Annotated in this window: 25 protein-coding genes and 1 pseudogene; 10 read left to right on the forward strand and 16 right to left on the reverse strand. The window is 61.6% G+C overall.

Annotated elements, in window-relative coordinates:
• Positions 1-6: 6 nt before the first annotated feature.
• A pseudogene (locus AC07VU_RS21790) lies at positions 7-229 on the reverse strand (hypothetical protein).
• Between the two features lie 378 nt (positions 230-607).
• Here AC07VU_RS21790 and AC07VU_RS21795 point away from each other — a divergent pair.
• From AC07VU_RS21795 to AC07VU_RS21805, 3 genes are all read left to right on the forward strand, one after another.
• Entirely contained in the window at positions 608-883 is a 276-nt protein-coding gene (locus AC07VU_RS21795; protein ID WP_495030468.1) for a hypothetical protein, read from the forward strand.
• Between the two features lie 384 nt (positions 884-1267).
• Positions 1268-1504 carry a hypothetical protein gene (locus tag AC07VU_RS21800; protein WP_495030469.1) on the forward strand — a complete coding sequence of 79 codons (237 nt, stop codon included), beginning with the start codon at positions 1268-1270 and terminating at the stop codon, positions 1502-1504.
• 207 nt (positions 1505-1711) lie between these two features.
• A complete protein-coding gene (locus tag AC07VU_RS21805; protein WP_495030470.1) occupies positions 1712-2350 on the forward strand; it encodes a hypothetical protein in 639 nt (212 codons plus the stop codon).
• A gap of 212 nt (positions 2351-2562) precedes the next feature.
• Here AC07VU_RS21805 and AC07VU_RS21810 read toward each other — a convergent pair whose 3' ends face one another.
• The 6 genes from AC07VU_RS21810 to AC07VU_RS21835 all read right to left on the reverse strand — a co-directional run bounded on the left by AC07VU_RS21810 (position 2563) and on the right by AC07VU_RS21835 (position 7406).
• Positions 2563-2835: a hypothetical protein gene (locus tag AC07VU_RS21810; RefSeq protein ID WP_495030471.1), complete on the reverse strand. Its 273-nt coding sequence runs from the start codon at positions 2833-2835 to the stop codon at positions 2563-2565.
• Between the two features lie 481 nt (positions 2836-3316).
• A complete protein-coding gene (locus AC07VU_RS21815; RefSeq protein WP_495030472.1) occupies positions 3317-4264 on the reverse strand; it encodes an AraC family transcriptional regulator in 948 nt (315 codons plus the stop codon).
• Between the two features lie 116 nt (positions 4265-4380).
• Positions 4381-5118 (reverse strand): DUF899 domain-containing protein, encoded by a 738-nt coding sequence (locus AC07VU_RS21820; protein ID WP_007920657.1) that lies wholly within the window; start codon positions 5116-5118, stop codon positions 4381-4383.
• A gap of 239 nt (positions 5119-5357) precedes the next feature.
• Positions 5358-6227, reverse strand: a complete 870-nt coding sequence (locus AC07VU_RS21825) for a DUF6279 family lipoprotein (protein ID WP_277588096.1) — start codon at positions 6225-6227, stop codon at positions 5358-5360.
• 79 nt (positions 6228-6306) lie between these two features.
• The gene (locus tag AC07VU_RS21830) at positions 6307-7020 is read right to left on the reverse strand and encodes a TorF family putative porin (protein WP_457275862.1); all 714 of its coding nucleotides are present in this window, start codon (positions 7018-7020) and stop codon (positions 6307-6309) included.
• Between the two features lie 197 nt (positions 7021-7217).
• Positions 7218-7406 carry a PFL_1563 family small protein gene (locus tag AC07VU_RS21835; RefSeq protein ID WP_016702300.1) on the reverse strand — a complete coding sequence of 63 codons (189 nt, stop codon included), beginning with the start codon at positions 7404-7406 and terminating at the stop codon, positions 7218-7220.
• 351 nt (positions 7407-7757) lie between these two features.
• Between AC07VU_RS21835 and AC07VU_RS21840 the strand changes: the two genes are divergently transcribed.
• From AC07VU_RS21840 to AC07VU_RS21850, 3 genes are all read left to right on the forward strand, one after another.
• Complete coding sequence (locus AC07VU_RS21840; RefSeq protein ID WP_087088976.1) at positions 7758-8594, forward strand: CvfB family protein; 837 nt, start codon at positions 7758-7760, stop codon at positions 8592-8594.
• Positions 8595-9039: 445 nt separating this feature from the next.
• Complete coding sequence (locus AC07VU_RS21845) at positions 9040-10488, forward strand: NCS1 family nucleobase:cation symporter-1 (protein ID WP_053260067.1); 1449 nt, start codon at positions 9040-9042, stop codon at positions 10486-10488.
• A 157-nt stretch (positions 10489-10645) separates the two neighbouring features.
• The gene (locus tag AC07VU_RS21850) at positions 10646-11569 is read left to right on the forward strand and encodes a DMT family transporter (RefSeq protein WP_009042666.1); all 924 of its coding nucleotides are present in this window, start codon (positions 10646-10648) and stop codon (positions 11567-11569) included.
• A gap of 8 nt (positions 11570-11577) precedes the next feature.
• Here AC07VU_RS21850 and AC07VU_RS21855 read toward each other — a convergent pair whose 3' ends face one another.
• Positions 11578-12738: an MFS transporter gene (locus tag AC07VU_RS21855; RefSeq protein WP_274305894.1), complete on the reverse strand. Its 1161-nt coding sequence runs from the start codon at positions 12736-12738 to the stop codon at positions 11578-11580.
• 104 nt (positions 12739-12842) lie between these two features.
• Here AC07VU_RS21855 and ptrR point away from each other — a divergent pair, with 104 nt between their 5' ends.
• Together ptrR and AC07VU_RS21865 are read left to right on the forward strand one after the other, a co-directional pair.
• On the forward strand, positions 12843-13724 hold the full coding sequence (ptrR, locus tag AC07VU_RS21860; protein ID WP_007920672.1) for a putrescine utilization regulator PtrR: 882 nt from the start codon (positions 12843-12845) through the stop codon (positions 13722-13724).
• A gap of 138 nt (positions 13725-13862) precedes the next feature.
• Positions 13863-13991: a PA1414 family protein gene (locus AC07VU_RS21865; protein WP_009042667.1), complete on the forward strand. Its 129-nt coding sequence runs from the start codon at positions 13863-13865 to the stop codon at positions 13989-13991.
• 148 nt (positions 13992-14139) lie between these two features.
• On the opposite strand, the gene AC07VU_RS21870 is transcribed toward AC07VU_RS21865, so the two are convergent.
• The 6 genes from AC07VU_RS21870 to speB all read right to left on the reverse strand — a co-directional run bounded on the left by AC07VU_RS21870 (position 14140) and on the right by speB (position 19742).
• Positions 14140-14391, reverse strand: coding sequence for an acyl carrier protein (locus AC07VU_RS21870; RefSeq protein WP_495030473.1), 252 nt, complete (start codon positions 14389-14391; stop codon positions 14140-14142).
• A gap of 72 nt (positions 14392-14463) precedes the next feature.
• The gene (locus AC07VU_RS21875; protein WP_277588098.1) at positions 14464-15189 is read right to left on the reverse strand and encodes an MBL fold metallo-hydrolase; all 726 of its coding nucleotides are present in this window, start codon (positions 15187-15189) and stop codon (positions 14464-14466) included.
• Between the two features lie 84 nt (positions 15190-15273).
• Complete coding sequence (locus AC07VU_RS21880) at positions 15274-16653, reverse strand: sodium:solute symporter family protein (RefSeq protein WP_457275865.1); 1380 nt, start codon at positions 16651-16653, stop codon at positions 15274-15276.
• A 140-nt stretch (positions 16654-16793) separates the two neighbouring features.
• Positions 16794-18305 carry a purine-cytosine permease family protein gene (locus AC07VU_RS21885; RefSeq protein WP_087088965.1) on the reverse strand — a complete coding sequence of 504 codons (1512 nt, stop codon included), beginning with the start codon at positions 18303-18305 and terminating at the stop codon, positions 16794-16796.
• A 54-nt stretch (positions 18306-18359) separates the two neighbouring features.
• Entirely contained in the window at positions 18360-18782 is a 423-nt protein-coding gene (locus AC07VU_RS21890) for a YybH family protein (RefSeq protein ID WP_495030474.1), read from the reverse strand.
• A 9-nt stretch (positions 18783-18791) separates the two neighbouring features.
• Entirely contained in the window at positions 18792-19742 is a 951-nt protein-coding gene (gene speB / locus AC07VU_RS21895) for an agmatinase (RefSeq protein WP_495030475.1), read from the reverse strand.
• A gap of 373 nt (positions 19743-20115) precedes the next feature.
• Between speB and AC07VU_RS21900 the strand changes: the two genes are divergently transcribed.
• Positions 20116-21009: a LysR family transcriptional regulator gene (locus AC07VU_RS21900; RefSeq protein WP_007920680.1), complete on the forward strand. Its 894-nt coding sequence runs from the start codon at positions 20116-20118 to the stop codon at positions 21007-21009.
• A 10-nt stretch (positions 21010-21019) separates the two neighbouring features.
• The gene (locus tag AC07VU_RS21905) at positions 21020-21631 is read left to right on the forward strand and encodes a tRNA-uridine aminocarboxypropyltransferase (protein WP_274305898.1); all 612 of its coding nucleotides are present in this window, start codon (positions 21020-21022) and stop codon (positions 21629-21631) included.
• A gap of 355 nt (positions 21632-21986) precedes the next feature.
• Here the strand turns inward: AC07VU_RS21905 and AC07VU_RS21910 are convergent, their stop codons facing one another.
• A complete protein-coding gene (locus AC07VU_RS21910) occupies positions 21987-23342 on the reverse strand; it encodes an HlyD family type I secretion periplasmic adaptor subunit (RefSeq protein WP_277588101.1) in 1356 nt (451 codons plus the stop codon).
• A gap of 10 nt (positions 23343-23352) precedes the next feature.
• The gene (locus AC07VU_RS21915) at positions 23353-25512 is read right to left on the reverse strand and encodes a type I secretion system permease/ATPase (protein ID WP_007920683.1); all 2160 of its coding nucleotides are present in this window, start codon (positions 25510-25512) and stop codon (positions 23353-23355) included.
• Positions 25513-25519: the final 7 nt, after the last annotated feature.

Below are 25519 nucleotides of genomic sequence, written 5' to 3' on the forward strand. Positions count from 1 at the left end.
CTCTGTTTAGAATCCTACCTGCTCTTGCAGTCGTCGTGTTGTCACATCCATCAAGTCACATTCGTCGCGCAACAATGTGGTGGACCAATGTTAGCTCCTGAAGGTCTACAGGGTCGATTCCAATATTTTTAGGTTCTGCAAAACTTTCCAGCAGATGAGTCACTGCACGAATGCGATAGACCGCTGTGTCGTACCGCAGGTTGATAGGTGCTTGGGTATCAATCGGCAGTGTTCATGGAGTATCGGTATGTGGAGGAAGCGTTACGGATGGAGAGCTGATTCATCGTGCAGAATCGGTGATTAAGCCGGATGCAAATGTAGGGCCTTCTGTCCCGCCACTCTCGTCAGTTTTTCATAGCGATGATTTGTTAGTGTTCGTGGATCAAACGGTGCGAGACAACGAAGCTTTGCAAAAGGCAATCGCATGAGATCCTGGGCAAAAATGTAGTAAGGGGCACTGCTGGAGACCTTGGGGTTGATCTTGATTTATCTACGGTTCAGGCAACCTTTTCAAGAATGCAGATACTTTTGAAGCTCTGGAAAAGGTGGATAATTTTAGGCGTATTGAGGGGGCATGTTTTCCTGCGCCTAAACCATAGGTGGTGTTATGAAGTATGTAAATTTGAGTTGTTTTTTGATGACGGTTTTTTCTGCTGATTTTGGCTTTTCAGAAGCCGTGGCGATTGAGCTTTATAAGGAAGCGGTTGATAACGCAGGTAAGAGAGGAGAGGTTGAAAGAGAGTTGCTCGAGGCTTTTGAGGATGAATCGGTTTCCTGGAAGGAAATGCTGTTGAATGACGAGTGTGAAGTCATGGATTTCGATTCTGAGGATGAGGCCCGGGCATATGCTAAACGTGTGCTGTGGGACCCTATTCTTGGATAGGCTGATGGGGTCACTAGCAATTCATGGTTTCTATTCTTGCGCCTGTCTGAGTATCGCTACTCATTCGTCGCCAAGTGAATTGGGGGCGTGGGGTGTGTAGGTTGGCTAACCGGTGAAACAAAAAACGGCAGACCTGAGGGGCTCCTACGCTGTGGTTGGTAGGAATAAGGGGAGTGCGCTGAGGCCTGTGATGATCAGCACAGCTTGTCTGACCGGAGGTACAGCGTTAGTGTTGATCCAACTTGTGACGACATAAAATTATTTAAGCATGAATGTTTTGAATCTAGATTCGAAGGGGGCTTCCGGGCGGACTACGATACGGCTCATGACAAAGCACAGTTGCACTACCCAAGTCCACTGAGCGATTGAGAGAAGTGTTGATGTATGGCGTTTTATATAGAGATGGACAAAATTGAAGAAACTGATGAATATGTTGAGTATGCGTTTGGCCGTAATTCAGCGTTTGGGGTGATACGGTTGGATAAAGAAAATGAGACTGTCTGTGTGTTAAAAGAGTGTTCATTGGATATTAGCGGTAAATGGTCGCAAAGAGCGGCTGTGAAGCTGGTTCGTCTTTGGAGAAGTGGGAGTCTCCCCGAAAAGACCCAATGGGCATCTTGACGAAATTTAATATGGCAGGACAGGTACGAAAGGGACTGATGCTTTTCTCGAAGGGGCTGAAGGTGGTAGTGGCCTTACTACTGGCGTTACTGATGAACTCCTGCACAACAACATAAACGAGTGACCCAGTGCGGGCCCGTGTATTGTCAACCAAGTAGCCGAGGCTGTATGGCATGGTGGCTCGACAGCATTTCTTAGGTATTTATTATGGATCGTAAAACAGACGACCTGCTTAACAGTATTCCGGAGCATGCAGATTATGCTGCTGATGCCGGAGAGCTGGACCCGGAGGATATTCCGCAGGGAAGAATGGATGCTGTGATGGATTTGCTTCTTCACGCCAATAATGATGTGGTGCGCTTCCTGGCTGCGAAGTTATTGACCAGTTGGGGGATCCATGAAGGCCTGATTGCTTTGGAGAAGAGCGTGGAAAGGCCCGAAACTATCGAAGGCATCTATTCTCATAGGTTGTATGGATACGATGATACTTATCGTCAGATACTTATGGCCGTGACCATGTATTTTGCCAATATGGCTGACAAGGGGGAAGGAGAGGTGGCGAGAACCCAGGTCTACTCACCCTTGTCGAAAATCATAGCGTTGGCGAGTAGTGAACCGTTTGAAATAGGCAATGTTTTTGATTTCGCGAAGCGTAAAAATTACTCAGAGTATGTGCCTCTTGTTGAAAAGCACCTTGTCGCCATAATTGATCGTCCCGAAATACATCGCTGGAAAATTTATGATGCTATTGAGTTCCTGATGGTTTTTAACCCCGATTTCGTTGCGTCTCTATTGAAAGAAAGGAATAAGACGATTGATGATTTCAGGCCAAAATTACAGGGTTGACTCCAGTAAGCGGGCGGCAGGGACCCGGTCAGAGCCGGTGCAAGAAAGTCTGGGGCTGTTGTAGAGGCGCGATCAAGTAAGTTGGTTGGTGTTTTATTGCTAATGAAAAAGATCTTTGATTATTTCGCTATGTCATTGGCATACAAATGATGTTTGGTTTCAGAGCTCTAGCATGCTGAAAAAATGGGCGGCCTAATACCGCCCATTACTATTTACATTGCGAGCCTTTCTTGCAGTTTTCGCCCCGCCACATCCATCAAATCACACCCGTCACGCAGCACGATGCTACAGACCAGTGTCAGTTCCTGAAGGAGAGCAGGTTCATGACGAGGGGCATCAGCTACCGAAAAGCTTTCCAGCAGCTGGGTTACCGCGCGTATGCGATAAGCAGCCGCATCGTGCAGTACGTCAATAGGTGCCTGGGTATCGATAAGCAGGTAGGGAATATTGCAGTCGTGGCCGGTAATGGGCATGTAGCGATTCATAGGTGTAACTCCATTCAGTTGAAAAGAGCTATCACTCAAACGTCGCCAAACGAAAGGTGGCAGCTGTACGCGGGTTGGCGAGCCGGGAATGGAAAACCGACAGGCCCGAAGGCCTCCCGCGCACAACTGCCATAAGGCAGCTTTGCATGCGCAAAAGCTTCTGTAATCAGAAATCTTTTGCACACCATTCACCAGGTCGCCAAACCCGGTCGCCATCTGGGAGACCCATCGACTGTAAATCGCACTGGGGTTGGCAGGAATAAGGTGAGTGCACTGTAGGCTGTAGGGCTTTTCTGATTAGCGCAGAAGGAAGCTGTCGGCTTGGCGGGCAGCTCCAATACCCAATAAAACGCCCCGTGCGTTTCCCAAATACGGCTTCCTGCAAAAGACTGTGGGTAATGGCCTCTAGAACATGCTTGAGGAACAAAAAAACGGGGCAGCACAGGCCGCCCCGTATCGTTTCGCCCAAGTCCAGCGCGGCTTACAACGCCTTCACCGGAATACAGATCTCACACTCCAGTTCCCCCGCCTTCATGTCGTATTTCGCGTCCACCGGATAGCGCTCGAACGCTGGTCGGGCGTCGAATTGCATGCCGCTCTTGGGCAGCCAGTCGCGGCACAGTTCGGTCCAGGCGTCGGCGATGTCGGGGCCTTTGCCCTGGTAGTGGGCGACGGCGTAGAGGCCGCCGAGCAGGGTGGTGACGACGGCGGGGGCGCTGGCCTTGAAGTCGTCGGGGACTTCGACGCAGGCGTCGTAGCGGCATTTTTCCGGTGGGGTGACGTAGGGATCGTCGTGGCCGATACCGTAGCGCACACGGCCCAACAGGCCGTTTTCGACCATCCAGGGGGCGACGGTGTCGCGCCAGAAGGTGCCGATACCCGGCCCGTAGGGGCCGATATAACGCAGGTAGGCGACGCGGACCGGTGGCAGTTCCTTGAGGGTGACGTTCATCAAAGGCTCCTTCAGGTGAATGAAGGCGTCAGGATCGTCGAAGGCCGGGATGTGCGTCTGATCAGGATTGCTCAATTCCCGTAGGCGCCGTTCGCGGACGTCGCTGAGGCGGCGGTGCCAGCGTTTGGGTTCGATGCTGCGCCAGGTGCTCGGGGTGACCGAGAAATGCTGCTTGAACGCCCGGGAGAACGCTTCGCCGGAGCTGAAACCGACCTCCAGCGCCACCTCCAGAATGCTCAATTCCGGATGGCTGGCCAGCTGATAGGCGGCACAGGCCAGGCGGCGCCGGCGCAGGTAGTCGCCCAGGGTTTCACCGACCCAGGCGGTGAACAGGCGGTGAAAGTGAAAGGGCGAAAAATGCGCGACCTGCGCGAGTTCGGTCAGCTCCAGCGGCTGGTCCAGGTGTTGGTCGATATGCTCCAGCACCCGGTTCATGCGTTGGGTGTATTCGTGGAGGCTGTGGTAGGCGGGGCTCATGGAGCCAAGTTTAGCCGGGGGCAGACCACGGAGTTGTGCCGGGCGGTTTTTTTTCGCCGGCCGGACGAACATGATCGCGAGCCGGCTCCTGCAGGCCCGCGATCGCTGTCCGGCGCTCAGGAGCCGCCATGGCAGCAACTGGCGGCCGGTTTGTCGTCATAACGATCATGGTGCCTGACCCAGTCCATGATCTGTTCTTCGTTGCGCCCCTTGGGCGTCAGGTCCAGGTAGTTGTAGGCCCCCACCAGCAGGTCCAGGCCACGGGCGTAGGTGGAGTAGGTGTGGAAGATCTCACCGGCTTCATTGCGATAGAACACGCTGAGGCCAGGCAGCTCTTCCTCGGCGCCGTCGGTTTTCTCGTAGTTGTAGGTGGCGGTGCCGGCGGCGACCTCGTCGGCCCGGGCGCAGACCCCGAAGTCGTAGTTGAAATCACAGCCGGCGGACGAAACCCAGTCGAACTTCCAGCCCATGCGCCGCTTGAACGCCTGGAACTCGGCGAAGGGCGCGTGGGACACCGCCACCAGCGCGATGTCGTGGTGGGCCAGGTGCTGGTTGGCGCCGTCGATGTGATCGGAGAGGAAGGAGCAGCCCGGGCAACCTTCGTCCCAGCCTTCGGCGAACATGAAGTGGTAGACCACCAGTTGGCTGCGATCGCCGAACAGGTCGGCCAGGCTCAGTTCGCCGTGGGGGCCCTGGAAGCGGTAGGGCTTGTCGATTTTCACCCAGGGCAGGGCACGCCGCTCGGCGCTGAGCTGGTCGCGTTGGCGGGTGAACGCCTTTTCGTGAATCAGATGCTGCTTGCGGGCCTGTATCCATTGTTCCCGGGATACGACCGGATGATCGTTGAGGTGCATGACGTCTTCTCCTGCGGCAAAGGTGCGCGGCGACAGTGCCTACACAGGCTAGTCGTTTCGCCCGCGGGCAAATCGACAGCCGCCGGACGGTTCCGCCCAACGGTCGCCTGCCTGCTCGATGCTGCTGAACGGCTATAGGTGGCGCTATGCCTTTCATGGTGGGAGGTTGAATCAGGATGGCGACTTATAACTGGGATCTGAGCTCAGGCTCTGCCATGGGGACGAGAGCACTTCAGGCGTTACTTCAGGCGGGTTTCTTTCATGCATTTCAACGCTTCGAACTCATCGCGCACGTTCTGCAGCTTGTTGCGCAGATGCTCGCGCTGGGCTGGCGTGCTTTTGGCCATCACGTCCACCAGCAGGCTGCGCGCTGCCTGTTCGCTGTTGGCGTAGGCCTGGCGATAAGCCGGTGTCCAGAAGCTTTCACGATCCACCAGCAGGCGCTCGATGCGTTTGTCGAAGTCGCTGTTCTGGCGTTGCTCCAGCGCGGCGCTGAACTGCGCTTGCCAGTTGGCCCGATTGGCGAGCCAGAGCTGGTTCTGTTCGCCGAGGGACGTTGACCAGTCCGTCACCTGCTGGGCCTGCTCGGGCGTGAGGGGGCCAAGCCAGGTAGTCAGGCGCTTGTCCATGCGTTCGGTGCGCAGCCTGATCTGTTGCTCCAGTGGTGGCTTGAGGTTTTTGCTGCGACGTTGGCGCATGTCCTTGGCGAAGACCGCCTTCATTTCCGCGACCTGTCGGTCGTCCAGGCCCCGCAGCAACTCGATGGCCGAAGGCGCGATCGCGCGGGCGGTCTGGGCAATGGCCTGCTTGGCTCCGCGGGTGAGCTCTTGCAGCTCGGCATCGTTGACCTGATTGCGTGCGACCATCTGCTGCAGACGGTCCAGGTAGTCCAGGTAGCCGGGCAACTGCGTGCTGCAGTGCCAGCTCAGGTGCTCCTTGAGGCGCTGGTTGAACCAGATTTTCTGCTCGCGGTTCATTTCCAGGTAGTCATTGAGCGTCCAGGGAATGATCACATCGAGGTTGCGGTAAGCCAGGCCGACACGATTGCAGGAGGTCAGCACCAGGCTCAACAGCAGTAGCAGGGTGAGGTGTTGCAGCCGGCGCGACATGGCAAGTCCTTGCGAAGGCTTGGGTTTGTAAGCTTGGGTTTCTTATCTGAACCCGGAAAGCTTCCGGCAGTTCAGCCGCTCAATAGAACGAATGCTCGGCCTTGAAGGTGAGCAGACCGTCGCATTGCGCGTTATGTCCAGAATAGGCCGAACAATCGCTGCCGTTGAGGTTGGAGTCGCTGTAGATCAGTTTCAGGTCGATGCCCATCCAGGGGCGGGAGAACTTGATCGACCAGTCGTTGAAGCTGCTGACGTAGCCGCTGCTCACCGAAACCGGGTTGCCCAGCTGATGAGTGGTGTACTTGATGCTGACGCCGATGCCGAAGGGCTGGTTGCCGCCCAGGTCGGCGAACAGGGTGCTGTTGCGCTTGTCCGGTTCCTGGCTGAACGCGGCGCCGAAGCGGCTGCCCAGCAGCGTCAGGCCGCCATAGAACTCCTGGCTGTTCTGCGGGGCCAGTTGCGGGTAGTTGTACTGGATCATCCCCACCTCATAACCCAGGGTCTGATCGAAGGGGCGCTTGAATCCCAGGTAGGAGTCCACTTCCAGGTCGCTCTCGCCCAGGCCCATGCTCGGCGACCACTGGCCGATGTACCAGCCGCTGTCATGGGTCAGGTCCAGGCCGCCATGGAACGAGCCGGTGGCCGAGGGTTTGACCAGGCCCTGGGCCATGCTGCGGCTCGGGGTGCTGCTGAGCTTGAGGTCGAAGTCCCCCAGTTCGCGCTGGAAGATCTGCCCGTGGGCCAAGGGGCTGGCGAGAAGGCTGGCAAGCAGCACATGGGAGGATTTGAGCATGCTTCACTCCATGAAATGCGAGGAGCAGGAACCGCGGAACCTACTGGAATGCCCGATCTAGACGTGTGCAAGGATACCGGCGAAACCTCGGGGATGAGGGCCGTTCGTCGATTTTTATGGGAGGGGAGGAGTCAGAACTCTAGTCCTAGCGCTTTGAGGCTCAAAGCGCATAGGGACCAGGAGGTGTGGCGGGGGGATTACTTCTTGCCCAGGCTGATCTGCTTGGACGGGCCGAAAGTCTGGCCGCTGACGCCTTTGGCAATTTGCTGGATCTCGCCGCCGGATTTCAGGAAAGCAGCAATCTGATCGTTGATAGATTCGCTGGTTTCAACGGCTGGAGCTGGCTTTGCTTTGCTGTTGGATGCTTTTACACGCATGGCGGCCATTAACCTTCAGAAAATTAATTTGGCCAGCCATCATACATGAAATGCTTGACAATTGCTTGGTAAATATCCTCCTGGAATAACAGTGGAAAACTCCCGAATAATCCTAAGTTGATCTCGGGAATATCCCCATAAGCTGCTGTTTTAAATAAAGACAATGGCACAAAGAGCGGCTTGTTCGGAGGCGCTGAGGCAAAAGTCGCTGCCGGCTGGCCTGACGGGCGGAACCGGTTGCTGGCGCAAAGCCATAAAAATCAAGGCATTCAGGAAAATATCCGCTGCTATCCGGCGACTCGGGCCAACCAGGAGCGGAAAACCGGGTAGAATGCCGCCCACGCAATGAGGGTATTGGAAATGGCTTTAGTCGGGCGCTACAACAGTTTGCAAGTGGTTAAACACACTAACTTCGGTTTATATCTGGACGGCGGGGCGGATGGCGAAATATTGCTGCCCAATCGTTATATTCCCAAGGATATTCCTAGTGAAGATGAAGACTGGTTGAATGTTTTCGTTTATCTGGATAGCGCCGACAAGTTAATTGCAACTACCGAAAAACCAAAAGTTCAAGTCGGTGAATTCGCCAGTCTTAAAGTCGTGGAAGTTAACAGTATTGGTGTGTTCCTCGACTGGGGCCTGCCCAAGGACCTGCTGCTGCCGTACTCCGAGGAAAAGCGCCAGCTGACCGCCGGCGAGTATTGCGTGGTGCACGTCTACCTCGACAAGCACACCCGTCGCATCACCGCCACGGCCCGTCTGGACCGCTATCTGGACAAGGCTCCGGTGACCTACAAGGTCGGCCAGGAAGTCGATCTGCTGGTGGCCGAGAGCACCGACATGGGCTTCAAGGCGATCATCAACAACAAGCACTGGGGCCTGATCCACAAGAACGAAGTGTTCAAGTTCCTGCGTCCGGGCAAACAGGAAAAGGGTTTCATCAAAGAGATCCGCGCCGACGGCAAGATCAGCCTCAGCCTGCAACCGGTGGGTGAAGAACTGGCCAGCAGCCTGAACGCGAAGATCCTCGCCAAGTTGCGGGAAAACAATGGCACCCTGCCGGTCAGCGACAAGAGCGATCCGACGGTGATCAGTGGCCTGTTCGGCGTCAGCAAGGGCAACTTCAAGAAGGCCATCGGTGCCTTGTACAAGAATGGCCAGATCGTTATTCATGCCGACCGCATTGAACTGAGCTGATTCGTTCCTCCCTGGCGTAGTTGCGGCCGAAGAACCTTCGGCGGCGCTAACGACCCACGGGGCTGTCCGAAAAAACCGCTGCCGGAACCGGCAGCGGTTTTTTATTGCCTTTTTTCCTGGCTGCGTTGAAGGACGTCAGAGTCGGCGTCTTCGATCGTTGTCATAGTCGCTGTATACAGTTTCAAGCCATTCCTGATGCACTGATATCAGGCAGTCGTGCACAGCCAGTGGGCATGCCTGCCGCTGATCCCGGCTGCTGATCATCGTTGTGTAGCCAAGGCCCAGCCCTTGATGGACAAGCGATCCGCGCCGTTCGCCTACAGGTTTTTCCGGTATGGCACGCATTCTGCGTAGCGCTTCGTATACAACTCATGCCGGCTCCCGTACGCAGTGTGGTCGCAAGGTCAATCGCGGGGGCAGGGCCTGTCCAACAAGGAGCCTTGCAATGACCGAGCAACTACCCAAGGGCTACAGCCCGCGCTTATACAACCAGGACCTGGGGCCGCTGCCGCAGAAGTGGAACTGGTACAACATCTTCGCCTTCTGGATGAGCGACGTGCACAGCGTCGGCGGTTATGTGTTCGCCGCCAGCCTGTTCGCCCTCGGGCTGGCCAGCTGGCAAGTGCTGGTGGCCCTGCTGGCGGGGATCTGCATCGTGCAACTGATCGCCAACCTGGTGGCCAGGCCCAGCCAGCAGGCGGCGGTGCCATACCCGGTGATCTGCCGGCTGGCGTTCGGTGTATTCGGGGCGAATATCCCGGCGGTGATTCGCGGCCTGATCGCGGTGGCCTGGTATGGGATCCAGACCTACCTGGCGTCCAGCGCCCTGATCATTGTGGTGCTGCGCTTTTTCCCGGCCATGGCGGCCTATGCCGAGCCGCATTTTGCCGGGCTGTCGTACCTGGGCTGGTTCGGTTTCCTGGCGCTGTGGCTGGTCCAGGCCCTGGTGTTCTGGGCCGGCATGGAGTCGATCCGGCGCTTTATCGACTGGGCGGGGCCGGTGGTCTACGCGGTGATGTTCCTCCTCGCCGGCTGGATCGTCTGGAAGGCCGGCTGGAGCAACATCAGCTTCACACTGGGGGAGAAGTCGCTGTCGGGCTGGCAGGCATTCGGCCAGGTGATCGTCGCCACGGCGCTGGTGGTGTCCTACTTCTCCGGGCCGACCCTGAACTTCGGCGACTTCAGCCGCTACTGCCGCAGCATGCAGGATGTACGACGCGGCAACTTCTGGGGGCTGCCGGTGAACTTCCTGGCGTTCTCCCTGGTGACCGTGGTCATTGTCTCCGGCACCCTGCCGGTGTTCGGTGAAATGCTCCATGACCCGATCGCCACGGTGGCGCGGATCGACAACGACGTCGCGGTGCTGCTCGGCGCCTTCGCCTTTGTCACTGCCACCGTCGGCATCAACATCGTCGCCAACTTCGTCTCGCCGGCCTTCGACTTCGCCAACGTCGCTCCGAGCCGGATCAGCTGGCGCACGGGCGGCATGATCGCGGCCCTGGCCTCGATCTTCATCACCCCCTGGAACCTATTCAACAACCCGCAGGTAATCCACTACACCCTCGACGTGCTGGCCGCCTTTATCGGCCCGCTGTTCGGTATTCTGCTGGTGGACTACTACCTGATCAAAAAGCAGCAGATCGATATCGACGCGCTGTTCAACGACGGCCCGGACGGGCGTTATTACTACAGCGGTGGGGTCAACTGGACCGCGGTCAAGGCGCTGGTGCCGGCGACCCTGATGGGTGTGGCGATCACCTTCACGCCAGCATTGCAGCCGATGGCCAACTTCGCCTGGTTCACCGGGTGTTTCCTCGGTGGCGCGCTGTTTTTTCTCCTCGCGCGCCGTGAGGCCCTGCCATCCCTGAGGCTGAGCCCGACGGCGTCGAGCTGACGGCCGCAGCCAGGAAAAGGTCTTTTTCCAGGCGTCTTTTTCTGTCCGTTTGGTTGATAATCGACAGCACATCCATTCTTTGCCCCGGACCGGTTCCGGGGCTTTGTCGTTTCTGTCGAGTAACTGCCATGTCTATGAATCTGCCTGAGGGGCTGCGGTGAGTATCGAGCGGCGCAGCGCCGACGGTTTCGCACTGCAAGTGATGTTGGGGCTGTGCCTGATCTGGGGCGTGCAGCAGGTGATGATCAAGTGGGCCGCGGCGGATATCGCGCCGGTGATGCAGGCGGCCGCGCGTTCGGGCATTTCGGCGCTGCTGGTGGCCTTGCTGATGTGCTGGAAGGGCGGCTGGTCGCAGATCGGCAGTACCTGGCGCGGCGGCTTGCTGGCCGGCAGCCTGTTTGGCCTGGAGTTCCTGTTTATCGCCGAAGGGCTCAAGCTCACCAGCGCGGCGCACATGTCGGTGTTTCTCTATACCGCGCCGATCTTCACCGCGCTGGGGGTGAACTGGCTGCTGCCCAGCGAGCGCCTCAGGCCCTTGCAGTGGCTGGGGATTCTGCTGGCGTTCATCGGCATTGGCGTGGCCTTCGCCGGCGGCATTTCGCTGGATAACCTGGACACGCGCATGCTGCTTGGCGACGCCCTGGGCGTGCTGGCCGGCCTGGCTTGGGGCGCGACCACGGTGGTGGTGCGCGCGTCGCGCCTGTCCGAGGCGCCGGCGACCCTGACCCTGTTCTATCAGCTGATCGTCGGTTTTGTCGGCCTGCTGCTGATCGCCGTGCTGAGCGGCCAGGTCACCCATGTCAGCCTGACTCCGGTGGCGGTGGCCAGCGTGCTGTTCCAGGGGCTGGTGGTGTCCTTTTTCAGCTACCTGACCTGGTTCTGGCTGCTGCGCCGTTACCTGGCCGCCAACCTGGCGGTGTTTTCTTTCATGACGCCGCTGTTCGGTGTCACCTTCGGGGTGCTGTTGCTGGGCGAACCCCTGAGCCTCAATTTCGTCATCGGCGCGGTGCTGGTGTTGCTGGGCATCACTTTCGTCAGCGCCGAACAGTGGCTGCGCCGGCGGATCCGCAGCCTGCTGTAATCCCAGGCTCAGGCCGTGGCGTGGCATTCCCGGGCAAGCGGTTGTTGCCTCAACAGCAAGCCCCCCGCCAGCAGCAGGCTGCTGCCGGCGACGATCAGCGCCGGTTGCAGGCTACCGCTGAAATGGCTGCTCAGGGCCGCCAGCAGTGGCCCGCTCAACTGGCCCATGGCGAAGCAGGCCGTGAGCAAACCGGCGTTGCGCTGGGCCGCATGGGGCGCCAACTCCCGCGAGCGCTGCATCACCAACTGCATGCAGGCCAGGAACGGCGCGCCGCAAAGAATCACCCCCAGCGCCAGGCCGGCGCCACTGCCCAGCAGACAGGCGAAGACCCCGGCGGCTTGCAGCCACAAGGTCGCCATCAGCCAGTGACGGGTGGCGTTCGGGCTGTGTCGGCGCAGGCTGACCAGCCCCACGCCGATGGCCGCCGCCAGACCGAAGCACGGCCAGAACAGGTCGGCCTGCCATTGCCCTTGAAAGCGCGCGCTGGCCATCTGTGACAGGAAGGTTGCCGGGATGATGTAACCCAGGCCGTACAGCGCATAAATCAGCCCGAGGCGGAGGATGCCGCTGTGGTTCGAGGCGTGTGGCATCTGGGCGGTCAGTGCGGGCATAGCGGGTTGCGGCAGGATCGGCAGGATCACCAGCAGCATCAGCAGGCCGGCCGCGGCGTACACCAGCCACAGGATCGCGGAGCTTTGCCCCAGCAGGTTCGAGCCCAGGGCCAGCAGGCCGGTGAGGAAAATCCCCAGCCCGGGCCCGGCAAACACCAGAGCGCCCAGGCGTGGCCGGCCGGCGGCCAGGGCCAGCGACTGGCTCAGGGCGGCGATCATCACCATCACCCAGGCACTGGCCACGCCGGTGCCGAAGCGCAATACCGAATGCGCCCAGAAGCCGCCGGCCCAGAACGAGGCCAGGGTCAGCAGCACGCACAGCCACAGCCCACCCAACAGACGCCGGCGAACCTGGGCCGGGCGGCGGGCGAACATGGCATCCAGCGCGCCGATGAAATACCCCAGGTAGTTGGCGGCGGCGATCAGGCCAGTGTCGGTCAGGTCGACCTGGCCTTCGCTCAGCAGGTGTGGCAGTTGCGGGGTGAGGGCGAAGCGACCGATGCCCATGGCCATCATCAGGGCAATGAAACTGGCGAGTAAGCGAATCAGCGGTGACATGGTCCGGGCTCCGTCGAAGAGGCGATGACCGTCAGGCTAGGACTGATTGACTTTCTATAAAAATGAATAATATTAAGTAACTTGTTCGCTTTTGGAGAATGGTTGTGGAGTTCAGCCAGTTGCGCATCTTCCAGGCGGTCGCCGAGGAAGGTTCCATCACTCGGGCGGCCGAGCGCTTGCATCGAGTGCCGTCCAACCTGTCGACGCGGCTCAAGCAACTGGAAGAGCAATTGGGGGTCGAGCTGTTCCTGCGGGAACGGCAGCGGCTGCAACTGTCGCCGGCGGGTAAGGTGCTGCTCGATTACGCCGCGCGCCTGTTTGCCCTGCGCGATGAGGCCCATGGGGCGGTGCAGGGCGGTCAGCCGGCCGGGGATTTCGTACTGGGCACCATGTACAGCACGGCAGCGATTCAATTACCGGCGCTGCTGGCGCGTTACCACCGCGCCTACCCGGCGGTGAACCTGCAGGTGCAATCGGCGCCCAGCAGCGAGTTGCTCGAAGGCTTGCTGGCCGGGCGCCTGGATGCAGTGCTGGTGGACGGCCCGCTGGAGCTGGCCAGCCTGGACGGGGTGCCGCTGTGCGATGAAAAGCTGGTGTTGATCAGCGAAGCGGACCACCCGCCGATCCGCAGTGCCCGGGATGTCGAAGGGCGTGCGGTATTTACCTTTCGCCGCGGCTGCTCGTACCGCCTGCGCCTGGAGTCCTGGTTCGCCCACTACCAAGCGGCCATGGGGCGGGCGATAGAAATCGAGTCCTATCAGGGAATGCTGGCCTGCGTGATTGCCGGGTCCGGGGTGGCGCTGATGTCGGCGTCGATGCTCGCCAGCCTGCCCGGTCGCGAGAGCGTGGCGGTTCACCCGCTGGCCGAGCCATTCGCCAGTGCCACCACCTGGCTGATGTGGCGCAAGGGCATGCTCGGCGCCAACCTCAATGCCTGGATCGAGCTGCAACAGGCGAGTCAGACGGATCAGCGGGCGACGGCCTGAAACGGGCTGGCTGATTCGGATTAATCCGGTAACAGATCATTGCTATCCGGGGGGAGCACTGGGCGAAAGTTAGCGCTATTATCAGAGCGAAGCGGCTTCAGAACCCAGCCGCCAGGCACGACCCTTAAGGGGGGCACTATGAAAGAGAAACTGCAAAACTGGCTTCACGACCTCGGGGTCGCACTGGGGCTGATCGAGCCGCCATTGCAGCCGGTGCCAATCCGCACAGACGACGAACAACGGCGTCGGCAACAGCGTCGCCGCTAACCATCGGCTCGGGAATGGGGCAGGCATCCAGCCTGCTCCCGCCACTTTTCAGCCGCGCGAGGGCAGGTTCACTCGCGAACGGTTGCTGCCTTCTGATCCAAACCCGTCAACTCGCAACCCGCCCATGGTGCTTGGCGCTGTGGAGTCTTCAGTGCTGTGAAATCTTCAGCAGAAACCGGCTCAAGTCATTGGCGCTGTTCGCCGCCTTGAGCATCTGGTCTTCTTCGTGGGTGAAGGCGGTCAGTCCAAACTGATCTTCCAGGTGGAAGATCAGGTCCTCGATATCCTGCTTGTCCAACCCCAGCTCCTGCAGGCTCACGTCGTCGGCAAATCCGTCGTTGCCATCCAGCAGGCGGCTGATGAAGTCATGCACGGCTTGTCGGACTTCGGCTCTTTCCATCTTGGCTCTTTTCGCCAGGGGCTTGCGCATGGTCTTTGAAGCGGGCGCGATTGTGTGCAGTACAGCACAGCTTCATGGGTGCCGGCGGATCCAATCCTCGATCATCCTGCGCAGTTGCGTTCCCGAAAAACTGCCGAAATGGCCGCCATGCACAGTCCGCACCGGCAGCAGGTACAGGCGTCTCAGGCTGGCAGCGTAGTCCTCCAGGTTGGAGTGGTAGGCGTCTTCGACCAACGGACCGTCGTAGATGATGTCGCCGCTGAACAGGGTGCCGCTGGCGGCTTCCCAGAGGCTGATCCCCCCGGGGGAATGGCCGGGCGTATGCAGCACCTGGAGGCTACGGTTGCCCAGGTCGAGCACGTCGCCTTCCTCGATCAGGCGCGTCGCCGGGGCGGCCTTGACCCGATATTCGGCGTAGCACAGCGGGCAATCCGGGTGGGCCTCGAACATCGCGTCGCCAACGTAGGCGGCCGACAAGGTATTGGCCCCGTCAGGCGCGGCTAGGATCTGCGCCTCGGCCGGGTGCACCAGGCGTTCGGGGAATTCGTGATGCCCGGCGATATGGTCGAAATGGCAATGGCTGGCCACCGCCAGCAAGGGCCGTTCGGTGAGCCAGGGCAACTGTTCGCGCAAGCTGACCAGGCCAGAGCCGCTGTCCAGCAGCAGGTCCCTGTCGCGACCCTGGATATGCCACAGGTTGCAGCGATAGAACGGCCGGATATAGGGCTCGTGGATCAGCCGAATCCCGTCGCTCAGGCTTCTGACTTCGAACCAGCGGTCGCGGCTGACAATCTTCATCGACTTTCCTCCAGGCGAAAAAAAACGGGTGCAGCCACCGACGCTGCACCCGCCGAAGAAAAATGTACGGCGTCTGACCTGAGGTTAGATCGCGTTGGCCAGGGTTGCCGGGCGACGAGACAACAGGCTCACCACCACGAAGCTGATCAGGCCGACAGCCAGGCTGTAGTAGATCGGGGTGTTGGCGTCCAGGCCGTCCTTGAACATGAACGCCAGCGCGGTGAGGAAACCCAGGCCCATGCTAGCGATGGCGCCGGCGGTGGTCGCGCGTTTCCAGAAGATCGCCCCGATCAGCGGGATCAGCATGCCGCCCACCAGCAGGTTATAGGCCAGGGTCAGGGCGCTGATCACGTCGTTGACCACCAGGGCGATGCCCAGGACCACGATGCCGGTCAGCAGGGTGAACAGGCGGTTGATCCCCAGGCTCGACTGCTTGCCGCCACGCAGCTTGGGCAACAGGTCTTCGGTCAGGGTGGTGGAGGCGGCCAGCAGGCCGGCGCTGGCGGTGGACATCATGGCGGCCAGGGCCGCGGCGATCACCAGGCCACGGATGCCGTCCGGCAGGGAGGCTTTGACGATGGCGGCGAAGGCGTTGTTGACGTTGTCCAGGTCCGGCAGCAAGACATGCGCGGCCATGCCGATCAGGGCGCAGGCCAGGCCGTAGAGGATGCAGTAGAAGCCGGCGACGGTGCCTGCGTATTGCGCGACTTTTTCGGTCTTGGCGGTGAACACCCGTTGCCAGATGTCCTGGCCGATCAGGATGCCGAAGAAGTAGATCATGAAGTAGGTGACGATGGTGTCCCAGCCGATGGTGGTGAAGCTGAAGCTGGACGCTGGCAGCTTGGTGACCAGTTCATCCCAGCCGCCGACGCGGTACAGGCAGATCGGCAGCAGGATGAACATCAGGCCGACGGTCTTGATCACGAACTGGACGATGTCGGTCAGGGTCAGCGACCACATGCCGCCGATCGCCGAATAAATCACCACCACGCCGCCGCCCAGCAGCACCGAAATCCAGAACGGCAGGCCGAACAGCACTTGCAGCACGGTGCCGATGGCGAGGATCGAGGTCACGCCGATCATCAGCGCATAGGCCAGCATGATCACCGCGCTGGCCTGGCGGGCCATCGGGTTGTAGCGTTTTTCCAGGACCTGGGTAACGGTGAAGATCCGCAGCTTGAGCAGCGGTTTGGCCAGCAGCAGGTTGAGGGCGATGATGCCCAGGCCCAGCGCGGCGCACAGCCAGAAGCCGGAGATGCCGTGGACATAGCCCAGGCGCACGGTGCCGACGGTGGAGGCACCGCCCAGCACGGTGGCGGCCATGGTGCCCATGTACAGGGTCGGGCCCAGGTTGCGGCCGGCTACCAGGTAGTCCTCGTGGGTCTTGGCCTTGCGCATGCCGTAATAGCCGAGCACCAGCATGCCGGCGGCGTAGATGAGTACGACGAATAGATCTAAAGCCATGATGGCGTGTCTCCGATTGTCTTTCTTATAGTGGCTTGCTGTAGAAGCGAGGCTTGCCGCAATCAAGGCGACGCGGTCTGGCGGACCCGTCGTGTGAGGCGTGATTGCCGGCGAGCCTGCCGCTACAGGTCATGCTTGAGTCAGGCGGCTTGGCGCATGACCGGTTTACCGAGCGAATCCGTGCTCTTGCTGCGTGGATCGTTGGGGCCGTAGACCGCGGCCGGCTCCGGGAACAGGTTGAGCAGGGCCAGGTACACCAGCGAGGCCAGGCCCAGGGTCACCGGCAGGCTGATATCGATGCCGTCGGCCAGGTTGCCCAGCGGACCGACGAACTGCCCGGGCAGGTTGACGAAGCACAGGCCGACCAGCGCGCTGGGGATCCAGGCTCCCAGGCCACGCCAGTTCCAGCCGTGCTGGAACCAGTAGCGGCCACCTTGCTCGCCACGGGTGAAGACTTGCAGGTCGTCCGGGCAGTAGAAGCCGCGACGCACCAGCAGGCCGATCAGCATGATCACCATCCACGGGGTGGTGCAGGTGATGATCAGTACGGCGAAGGTCGACACGCTCTGCACCAGGTTGGCGGCGAAGCGCCCGATGAAGATGAAGGCGATCGACAGCACGCCGATCAGCAAGGTCGCCTTGACCCGCGACAGCACCCGCGGGAACACGCTGGACATGTCCAGGCCGGTGCCATACAGCGAGGTGGTGCCGGTGGACATGCCACCGATCACCGCGATCAGGCACACCGGCAGGAAGAACCAGCTCGGCGAGACCGCCAGCAGGCCGCCGACGTAGTTGTTGGCGGCGATGTAGTCGGGCGCCTTGATCGCCACGATGGTGGCGGTGGCCAGGCCGAACAGGAAGGGAATCAGGGTGGCGATCTGGGCGGCGATCACCGCCAGCATGATCCGGCCTTTCGGCGTTTCGCGGGGGATGTAGCGCGACCAGTCGCCGAGGAACGCGCCGAAGGAAATCGGGTTGCTCATGGCCACCAGCGCGGCGCCGATGAAGGCCGCCCAGAAACCCGCCTGGCCGAGGGCCAGGGTACCGGCGAACTGGCTGTCGAAGGCCGGCGCGAAGGCGAAGATCCCCAGCAGGAACAGCAGGCTCGCCGCCCAGACGGCAATGCGGTTGACCCACAGCATGAAGCGGAAGCCGTAGATGCACACCGTCAGTACCAGGATCGCGAACAGGCCGTAGGCCAGGCCCAGGGTCAGGTCGGTTTCCGGCAGGTCGACCAGGCGCTTGGCGCCGCCCACCAGGGCGTCCCCCGAACTCCATACGGAGAGGGAGAAGAAGGCGATGGCGGTCAGCAACGACAGGAACGAGCCGACGATCCGCCCGTGCACGCCGAAGTGCGCACCGGAAGAGACGGCGTTGTTGGTGCCGTTGATCGGCCCGAACAGGCCCATCGGCGCGAGGATCAATGCCCCCAGGATCACGCCCAGCACGATCGCCCAGACACCCGCCTGGAAGGACAGGCCGAACAGCACCGGGAAACTGCCGAGCACGGCGGTGGCGAAGGTATTGGCGCCGCCGAAGATCAGGCGAAACAGGTCGCTGGGCCGGGCGTCGCGTTCATGGTCGGGGATCTGTTCGACCCCGTTCGTTTCGATGCTGCTAAGGCTTTTTTCTTTGTTGTTGTTATTCATGATCTGCTCCGATCACTAGGGCGCGCTCATCGTGCGTGAGCGTCACCTTTCTGGCTAAGGGGGTGGCAGCCCTTCCGGCATTGCGGACAAATGTTCGTGGCAGGCCAGCCATAGGCCTTGTTGTTGTGTGCCGGACCCTTGCCTGCGGAAAACAATGGTCTCGCGCTCCTGGCTGAAGTGTTGCTCCCCTTGCATGCGCAGCTCGGTGGCGACGTCATGAATGAACACCGCGGTGTCCCCCAGCAGGCTGACAAACGCGTTGCTCGAGGTGCAGGACAGCACCTCGAAGCCGTCCTCGCGACGCCAGCTGTCCCACAGCGCCTGGTAGGCGTCGCGGGACAGCAGGGGCTGGGCGAGGGTGTGGAAGACGAAGCTGGCGTCGGTGCTGAACGCACCGAAGTAGGCTTCGCGATCGTTACGGGCGAAGGCCGCCACCAGTTCGGCGGCGGCTTTGAGGACCTGCTCGCGCTCGCTCATGGCCGGGCCTCAGCGACGCGCCACGCCCGGCAGCACGCAGAGCATTTCGTACAGCAGGTTGGCGCCCAGCAGCGAGGTGTTGCCGGTGGTGTCGTACGGCGGCGAGACTTCTACCAGATCGCAGCCGACCAGGTCGAGGCCGTGGCAGCCACGGACGATCTCGATCGCCTGGATGGTGGTCAGGCCGCCGATTTCCGGGGTGCCGGTGCCTGGCGCCCAGGCCGGGTCGATGCCGTCGATGTCGAAGCTCAGGTACACCGGGCCGTCGCCGACTTTCGCCCGTACTTCGGCCATCAGCGGGTCCAGCGACTTGTGCCAGCACTCTTCGGCCTGCACCACGCGAAAGCCCTGCTTGCGGCTCCAGTTGAAGTCTTCGGCGGTGTAGCCCTGGGCGCGCAGGCCGATCTGCACCACGCGGTCGCAGTCCAGCAGGCCTTCTTCGACGGCGCGGCGGAAGGTGGTGCCGTGGGCGATCTTCTCGCCGAACATGTGATCGTTGACATCGGCGTGGGCATCGATGTGCACCAGGCCGACCTTGCCGTGTTTCTTGTGGATGGCGCGCAGGATCGGCAGGGTAATGGTGTGGTCGCCGCCCAGGGTCAGCGGGATCACGTTGTGCTCGAGGATGCCGTCATAGGCTTCTTCGATGATGCGCACGGCGTCCAGCAGGTTGAAGGTGTTGATGGCCACGTCGCCGATGTCGGCTACGTTCAGAGAGTCGAAGGGCGCCGCGCCGGTGGCCATGTTGTACGGACGGATCATCACCGATTCGGCGCGGATTTCACGGGGCCCGAAGCGGGTGCCGGCGCGTAGCGAGGTGCCGATGTCCAGCGGTACGCCGACGAAGGCGGCATCCAGGCCGGCCGGTGTAGGTACATGGGGAAGACGCATCATGGTGGCGATGCCGCCGAAGCGCGGCATTTCGTTGCCGCCCAGTGGTTGGTGGAGAATCTTGTCCACGGGATTGGCCTCATCGTTGTTTTATTTATGGGGTTTGTGGCGCGGCAATGACTGCCGGCGAAACCGAGTGGGGCCGATTCTGCGAAATGTAGTGGGCGGGAAGAATCGCTACGGGCAAATACTTAGTTCAGATTTTTCTAAACTAAGGGCGGGTGTAAAGGATAGACTCTGGCCCTGTGAGAGCGGCACTGCCCGGACCGGAGATCATTCGCGGGCAAGCCTCGCTCCTACAGAAGCAGGAGCGAGGCTTGCCCGCGATTGGCCGCACAGCGGTCATAATCGGCGCCGCGACGCTGTTCATGAAGGAACGCCAATGAGGTCTGGATGACCCTGACACCCGATCCCCGTTGTCGATTTTCCTTGTGGAGCTCCCATGGCCAACGCTTTACCTGATCTGAAACTATTGCGCATCTTCGTCAGCGTGGTGCGGCATCAGGGGTTCGCCAATGCCCAGCACGAACTGAACCTCTCCACGTCGGCTATCAGCACCTACATGAGCCAGCTCGAATCGGCCCTGGGGCTGGTCCTGTGCCACCGTGGCCGCGGCGGTTTCAGCCTGACCAGCAAGGGCGAGCTGTTCCACCAGGAAACCCTGCGCCTGCTGGGAGAGCTGGAGGGTTTCGAGCAGTACGCCGCGGCGCTCAAGGGCGAACTGCGCGGCACCCTCAACCTGGGGGTGATCGACTCGACGGTGAGCGACAAGGCCCTGCCGTTCGCCGAAGCCATCGGCGCCTACAGCCAGGAACACCCAGCGGTGCATTTGCATCTGTCGGTACTCAGCCCCTACGAATTGCAGCTCGGCGTGCAGGACAACCGCCTGGACCTGGCCATCGGTGCGTTCTCCACGCGCATGAGCGGGCTGGTGTACATGCCGCTGTACCGCGAGCAGCACTGGCTGTATTGCAGCAGCCGGCACCCGCTGTTCAACGAGCGGCGCATCCCCGAGCAAGTGATCACCCAGCAGCGCATGGTTGGTCGTGGCTACTGGAGCCAGGCCGAACTGGCGCGCCACGGCTTCAAGCACAGCGCGGCGACAGTGGAGAGTATGGAGGCGCAACTGATCCTGGTGCTGTCCGGTGCCTACATCGGCTACCTGCCGGAGCATTACGCCCAGGCCTGGGCCGACAAGGGCGACTTGCGCGTGCTGCTGCCGGCGACCTTCGGTTATCAGGCGCCGTTTTCGATGATCGTGCGCCGTGGGCGCAGCCGCGAACCGTTGATCCAGACGTTCCGCGACCTACTCAAGGCGCAGCTCAATCAGGCCTGAGGAGGCGCCCATGTCGAGAATTCAATGCCCGCGTTGCCTGCGCCCGAAAACCCATTGCCTGTGCCCGCTGATTCCACGGCTGGACAGCCGCACCCGGATACTCCTGTTGCAGCATCCCAGCGAAGTGAACCACGCGCTGAACACCGCGCGGCTGGCGGCGTTGGGGTTGAACAATGCCGAGTTGATCGTTGGCGAGGTGTTTGCCGATCTGCCGAAGCTGTTGAACTGTCCCGGGTATCAGGCACGCCTGCTGTTCCCGGCGGAAGACGCGCAGCCGCTGCAGGCCTATTCCAGCGTTCCGGACGAGCAGCCCTTGCTGCTGGTGGTGCCCGACGGTACCTGGCGCAAGGCGCGCAAGTTGCTGCACCTCAATCCGCTGCTGGCCGCGTTACCGCGAGTGACCCTGGCCGAAGGCGCGGTGTCCCGTTACCGGCTGCGCAAGGCGCCCGGGCCGGGGGCTCTGTCGACCATCGAGGCCATCGTCCAGGCCCTGCAAGTCCTGGAGGCTCCGGCCACGTTCGCGCCCTTGCTGAAACCTTTCGAGGCCTTGATCGACGGACAGATCGCGGCAATGGGCGAAGACACCTACCAACGTAACCACCAACAGACAAAAGACCTGTAGCCGCTGCCGAAGGCTGCGATCGCCCGCGAAGCGGGCGCCGATCCGGGTGGCGTGGTCTTTCAGGGAGAACGTGGTGTCAAGTCCAGGGGCCGCTGCGCGCCCCGGCGCAGCCTGCGGCAGCGGCTACAGGGATTGGTGGCGTTTGCGCGTTTTGATTGATGGGCAGATTGCGGCGAAGTGGGGAGGCCGTTGCAACGTATGGCAGGCGAAACCTGTAGCCGCTGCCGAAGGCTGCGATCGCCCGCGAAGCGGGCGCCGCTCCGGGCGCCTGGGTCTTTCAGGAGATACGCGGTGAGAGGTCCAGGGGCCGCTGCGCGTCCCATCGCAGCCTGCGGCAGCGGCTACAGGAGGTTTTTCAGCGCTCGCGCATCGCCTCGGTCCGCGCCTTGAGCACCGGTTTGAGCAGGTAGTCGAGCACGCTTTTCTCGCCGGTGATGATGTCCACCGTGGCGACCATGCCGGGGATGATCAGCAGCGGCTTGAGGTCGCCGCCCAGGTGGTTCTTGTCGGTGCGCACCTGGATCAGGTAGAAGCTGTTGCCCTTGTCGTCGGCGATGGTGTCGGCGCCGATCAGTTCCAGCCTGGCGCTCAGGCCACCGTAGATGGTGTAGTCGTAGGCGCTGAACTTGACCATGGCTTTCTGCCCGGGATGGAGGAAGGCCACGTCCTGTGGCCGCACCTTGGCCTCGATCAGCAGGTTGTCCTCCAGCGGCACGATTTCCAGCATGTCGCTGCCCGGCTGGACCACGCCGCCGATGGTGTTGACCTTGAGCTGCTTGATCACCCCGTGCACCGGCGAAGTCACGGTGGTGCGGGTCACCCGGTCGTCGATGGCGATGCTCGAGGCGGTGATTTTCGACAGGTCGGTGCGTTTCTCGTTGAGTTCCTTGGCGGCATCGGAACGGAAGCCCTGTTCGGACTCGTCGATCTTGCTCCTGATTTCGTTGATCGCCGATTCCGCCCGGGGAATGGCCAGGGTCGTGGCATTCAGCGAGCCGCGGATTTCCACCGCGCTGCGCTTGAGACGCAGGATCTCCACTGGTGACACCGCGCCGGTATTTACCAGCGGCGCCGACATGTTCATCTCCTGGTTGAGCAGGGCCAGGCTGGAACTGAATTGCCCCTGTTTCGAACGGAATTCCGCCAGTTCCTGGGTCTTTTGCCGCAGCTGTTCGCTCAGGGTCCGTTGTTCGCTGGCCAGGCGGCGCTGGCGCTGTTCGTACAGCGAGCGTTCGTCCTCCGCCACCTGGGGCGCCTTGGCCACCACTTCGTCGGACGGCTTGAACGGCCGGCCCTCGGCTTCGGCGGACAGGCGTTCGACCTGGGCCATCAAGGCATAGCGATCGGCCTCGCTTTCGCCCTTGTTCGACAGGAAACGCGTGTCGTCCAGGCGCAGCAGGGTGTCGCCCTTGTTCACCATCTGCCCTTCGCGCACGAAGATCTCGGTGACGATGCCGCCTTCCAGGTTCTGCACCACCTGCACCTTGCTCGACGGGATGGCCTTGCCTTCGCCGGTGGTGACTTCCTGAAGCACCGCGAACTTGGCCCAGAGCAGGGCGCTGACGAGTAGCCCGGTGGTCAGCCAGACGACGATGCGTGAGCCGCGGGGCGAATCCTGCAGCGAGGCGCCGGCGGTTTCGGGCATGAACTCGCTTTCCGCGCTTTTGCGCAGGCTGGCGAAGTAGCCGCGTGATTGCGATGAGGCAGGCATAGGGCGACTCCTAGACCGCCGCAGAGCCGACACGGCCCTTGCGCAGTGCATCGATGACCGCTTCTTTCGGCCCGTCGGCGACGATCCGCCCGTTGTCCAGGACCACCAGCCGCTCCACCAGGCTGAGCATCGAAGTGCGGTGGGTCACCAGCAGCAGGGTTTTGCCTTGCACCCAGGCGTGCAGGCGCTGGCGCAGGGCGTCTTCGCTGCTGTTGTCCATGGCGCTGGTGGGTTCGTCCAGGAGCATGATCGGCGGGTCCAGCAGCAGCGCCCGGGCCAGCAGCACGGCCTGGCGCTGGCCGCCGGACAGCAGCTGGCCACGCTCGCCTACCGGCCGGTCGAAGCCTTGGGGATGCTGGCGGGCCAGCTCGGTGACTCCGGTCAGCTCGGCGACCTCAAGCATGCGCGCATCGCTGATGTAGCGGGCGCCGAGGGTCAGGTTGTCGCGCAGGCTGCCGGCCAGCAGCGGCAGGTCGTGGGCGACATAGCCGATCTGCTGGCGCAGGTCGGCCACGTCCAGTTGGCGCAGGTCCAGGCCGTCCAGCAGCAACTGGCCTTCCTCGGGGGCATAGAAACCCATGACCAGGCGTCCCAGGGTGCTCTTGCCGGAGCCGCTGCGGCCGATGATGCCGATGCGTTCGCCGGGCTGCATGCTGAAGCTGATATTGCTCAGGGCCGCGGCATTCTGCCCCTGATAACGGAAGGTCACCTGATTGAGCGCCAGCGCGCCTTGCAGTTGCGTGCGCTCCAGCGGGCGCTGGCGGGCATCGCGTTCCTGGGGCAGGGCCATCAGGGCGTCGGTGCTGCGCATGGTCAGTTGCGCCTGCTGGTAGCGGGTGATCAGCCCGGCGATCTGCCCCAGCGGCGCCAGGACCCGGCTGCCGAGCATGTAGGTGGCGACCAGCGCGCCGACGCTGAGGTTGCCGGCGATGATGCTGTAGACCCCGGCGACTATGGTCGCCATGCCGCAGAACTGCTGGATGAACAGGGTGCCGTTGGTGGCCAGGGCCGAGAGATTGCGCGCGTGGCTGTCGAGGCGGGTGAGGGCGCCGTGGGTGCTTTCCCACCGGTGCTGGCGTTCGCTTTCGGCGCTGCAGGCCTTGAGGGTTTCCAGGCCGCCGAGGGTCTCGATCAGCAGCGCCTGGCGTTCGGCGCCCAGGCTCAGGCTCTTTTGCACGGTGTCGCGCAGGCGGGCCTGGATCAGCATGGCGAAGACGATGGTCAAGGGAAACGCCAGCAGCGGGATCACCACCAGCCAGCCGCCGAGCAGGCCGATCACCAGCAGCATCAGCACGGCGAAGGGCAGGTCGATCAGGCTGGTCAGGGTCACGGCGGTGAGAAACTCGCGCAGGCCCTGGAAGTCATGGATGCTCTGGGCGAAGCCGCCGATGGTCGCCGGCTTGGCTTTCATCGCCATGCCGGTGATGCGCTCGAACAGGGTGGCGGAGAGGATCACGTCGGTGCGCTTGCCGGCGCTGTCCAGCAGATGGGCGCGCACCACCCGCAGCACCAGCTCGAAGCCGGTGCCGATCAACAGGCCGATGGCCAGCACCCAGAGGGTCGAGGTGGCCTGGTTGGGCACCACGCGGTCGTAGGTCTGCATGACGAACAGCGGCACCATCAACCCCAGGAGGTTGATTAGCAGGCTGGCGAGGATCGCGTCGCTGTACAGCCAGCGCGAGAGTTTCAGGGTGTCGCGGAACCAGGCTTCGACCCGCGGCACCAGGGAATTGCGCAGTTCTTCCAGTTCGTGGCGTGGCCGGGCGAACAGCGCCTGGCCACTGTAGTCATCGTTCAGCTCCGCCTGGCTGACCCACTGCTCGCCGCCTTCGGCTTCGCTGGGCAGGATCAGCGCCTGGCCGTCATCGCCCCAGCGGCGCAGGACCGCACAGCGGCCATGCTTGAGGATCAGCAGCACCGGCAGGTTGAGCCTGGAGATCGCCGACAGCTCACGACGCAGCAGGCGGGCCTGCAGGCTGGCGCGGGCCGCGGCGCGGGGCAGCAGGTCCAGGCTCAGGCGTTGCTGGGCCAGGGGCAGCCCCGCGCTGAGGCTGGCCCGGCTGACGGTGCAGTCGTGCAGTTTGCAGAGGATCAACAATCCGTCCAACAACGGGTCATCAAAGCTCAGGCGCGGATCGACGCCTGAGCTCCCGGGTTCCATGCTGGTCACATTGAAG

The sequence above is a fragment of the Pseudomonas sp. GW821-FHT02B10 genome, assembly GCF_059421865.1.

Coding starts and splice junctions, on each gene's coding strand:
- AC07VU_RS21910 (WP_277588101.1), bottom strand. CDS start 23,342: ATGCCTGCCTCATCGCAATCACGCGGCTACTTCGCCAGCCTGCGCAAA.
- AC07VU_RS21805 (WP_495030470.1), top strand. CDS start 1,712: ATGGATCGTAAAACAGACGACCTGCTTAACAGTATTCCGGAGCATGCA.
- AC07VU_RS21870 (WP_495030473.1), bottom strand. CDS start 14,391: ATGGAAAGAGCCGAAGTCCGACAAGCCGTGCATGACTTCATCAGCCGC.
- AC07VU_RS21865 (WP_009042667.1), top strand. CDS start 13,863: ATGAAAGAGAAACTGCAAAACTGGCTTCACGACCTCGGGGTCGCACTG.
- AC07VU_RS21845 (WP_053260067.1), top strand. CDS start 9,040: ATGACCGAGCAACTACCCAAGGGCTACAGCCCGCGCTTATACAACCAG.
- AC07VU_RS21795 (WP_495030468.1), top strand. CDS start 608: ATGAAGTATGTAAATTTGAGTTGTTTTTTGATGACGGTTTTTTCTGCT.
- AC07VU_RS21885 (WP_087088965.1), bottom strand. CDS start 18,305: ATGAATAACAACAACAAAGAAAAAAGCCTTAGCAGCATCGAAACGAAC.
- AC07VU_RS21900 (WP_007920680.1), top strand. CDS start 20,116: ATGGCCAACGCTTTACCTGATCTGAAACTATTGCGCATCTTCGTCAGC.
- AC07VU_RS21880 (WP_457275865.1), bottom strand. CDS start 16,653: ATGGCTTTAGATCTATTCGTCGTACTCATCTACGCCGCCGGCATGCTG.
- AC07VU_RS21905 (WP_274305898.1), top strand. CDS start 21,020: ATGTCGAGAATTCAATGCCCGCGTTGCCTGCGCCCGAAAACCCATTGC.
- AC07VU_RS21835 (WP_016702300.1), bottom strand. CDS start 7,406: ATGGCCGCCATGCGTGTAAAAGCATCCAACAGCAAAGCAAAGCCAGCT.
- AC07VU_RS21890 (WP_495030474.1), bottom strand. CDS start 18,782: ATGAGCGAGCGCGAGCAGGTCCTCAAAGCCGCCGCCGAACTGGTGGCG.
- AC07VU_RS21840 (WP_087088976.1), top strand. CDS start 7,758: ATGGCTTTAGTCGGGCGCTACAACAGTTTGCAAGTGGTTAAACACACT.
- AC07VU_RS21855 (WP_274305894.1), bottom strand. CDS start 12,738: ATGTCACCGCTGATTCGCTTACTCGCCAGTTTCATTGCCCTGATGATG.
- AC07VU_RS21830 (WP_457275862.1), bottom strand. CDS start 7,020: ATGCTCAAATCCTCCCATGTGCTGCTTGCCAGCCTTCTCGCCAGCCCC.
- AC07VU_RS21810 (WP_495030471.1), bottom strand. CDS start 2,835: ATGAATCGCTACATGCCCATTACCGGCCACGACTGCAATATTCCCTAC.
- AC07VU_RS21800 (WP_495030469.1), top strand. CDS start 1,268: ATGGCGTTTTATATAGAGATGGACAAAATTGAAGAAACTGATGAATAT.
- AC07VU_RS21820 (WP_007920657.1), bottom strand. CDS start 5,118: ATGCACCTCAACGATCATCCGGTCGTATCCCGGGAACAATGGATACAG.
- AC07VU_RS21815 (WP_495030472.1), bottom strand. CDS start 4,264: ATGAGCCCCGCCTACCACAGCCTCCACGAATACACCCAACGCATGAAC.
- AC07VU_RS21825 (WP_277588096.1), bottom strand. CDS start 6,227: ATGTCGCGCCGGCTGCAACACCTCACCCTGCTACTGCTGTTGAGCCTG.
- AC07VU_RS21875 (WP_277588098.1), bottom strand. CDS start 15,189: ATGAAGATTGTCAGCCGCGACCGCTGGTTCGAAGTCAGAAGCCTGAGC.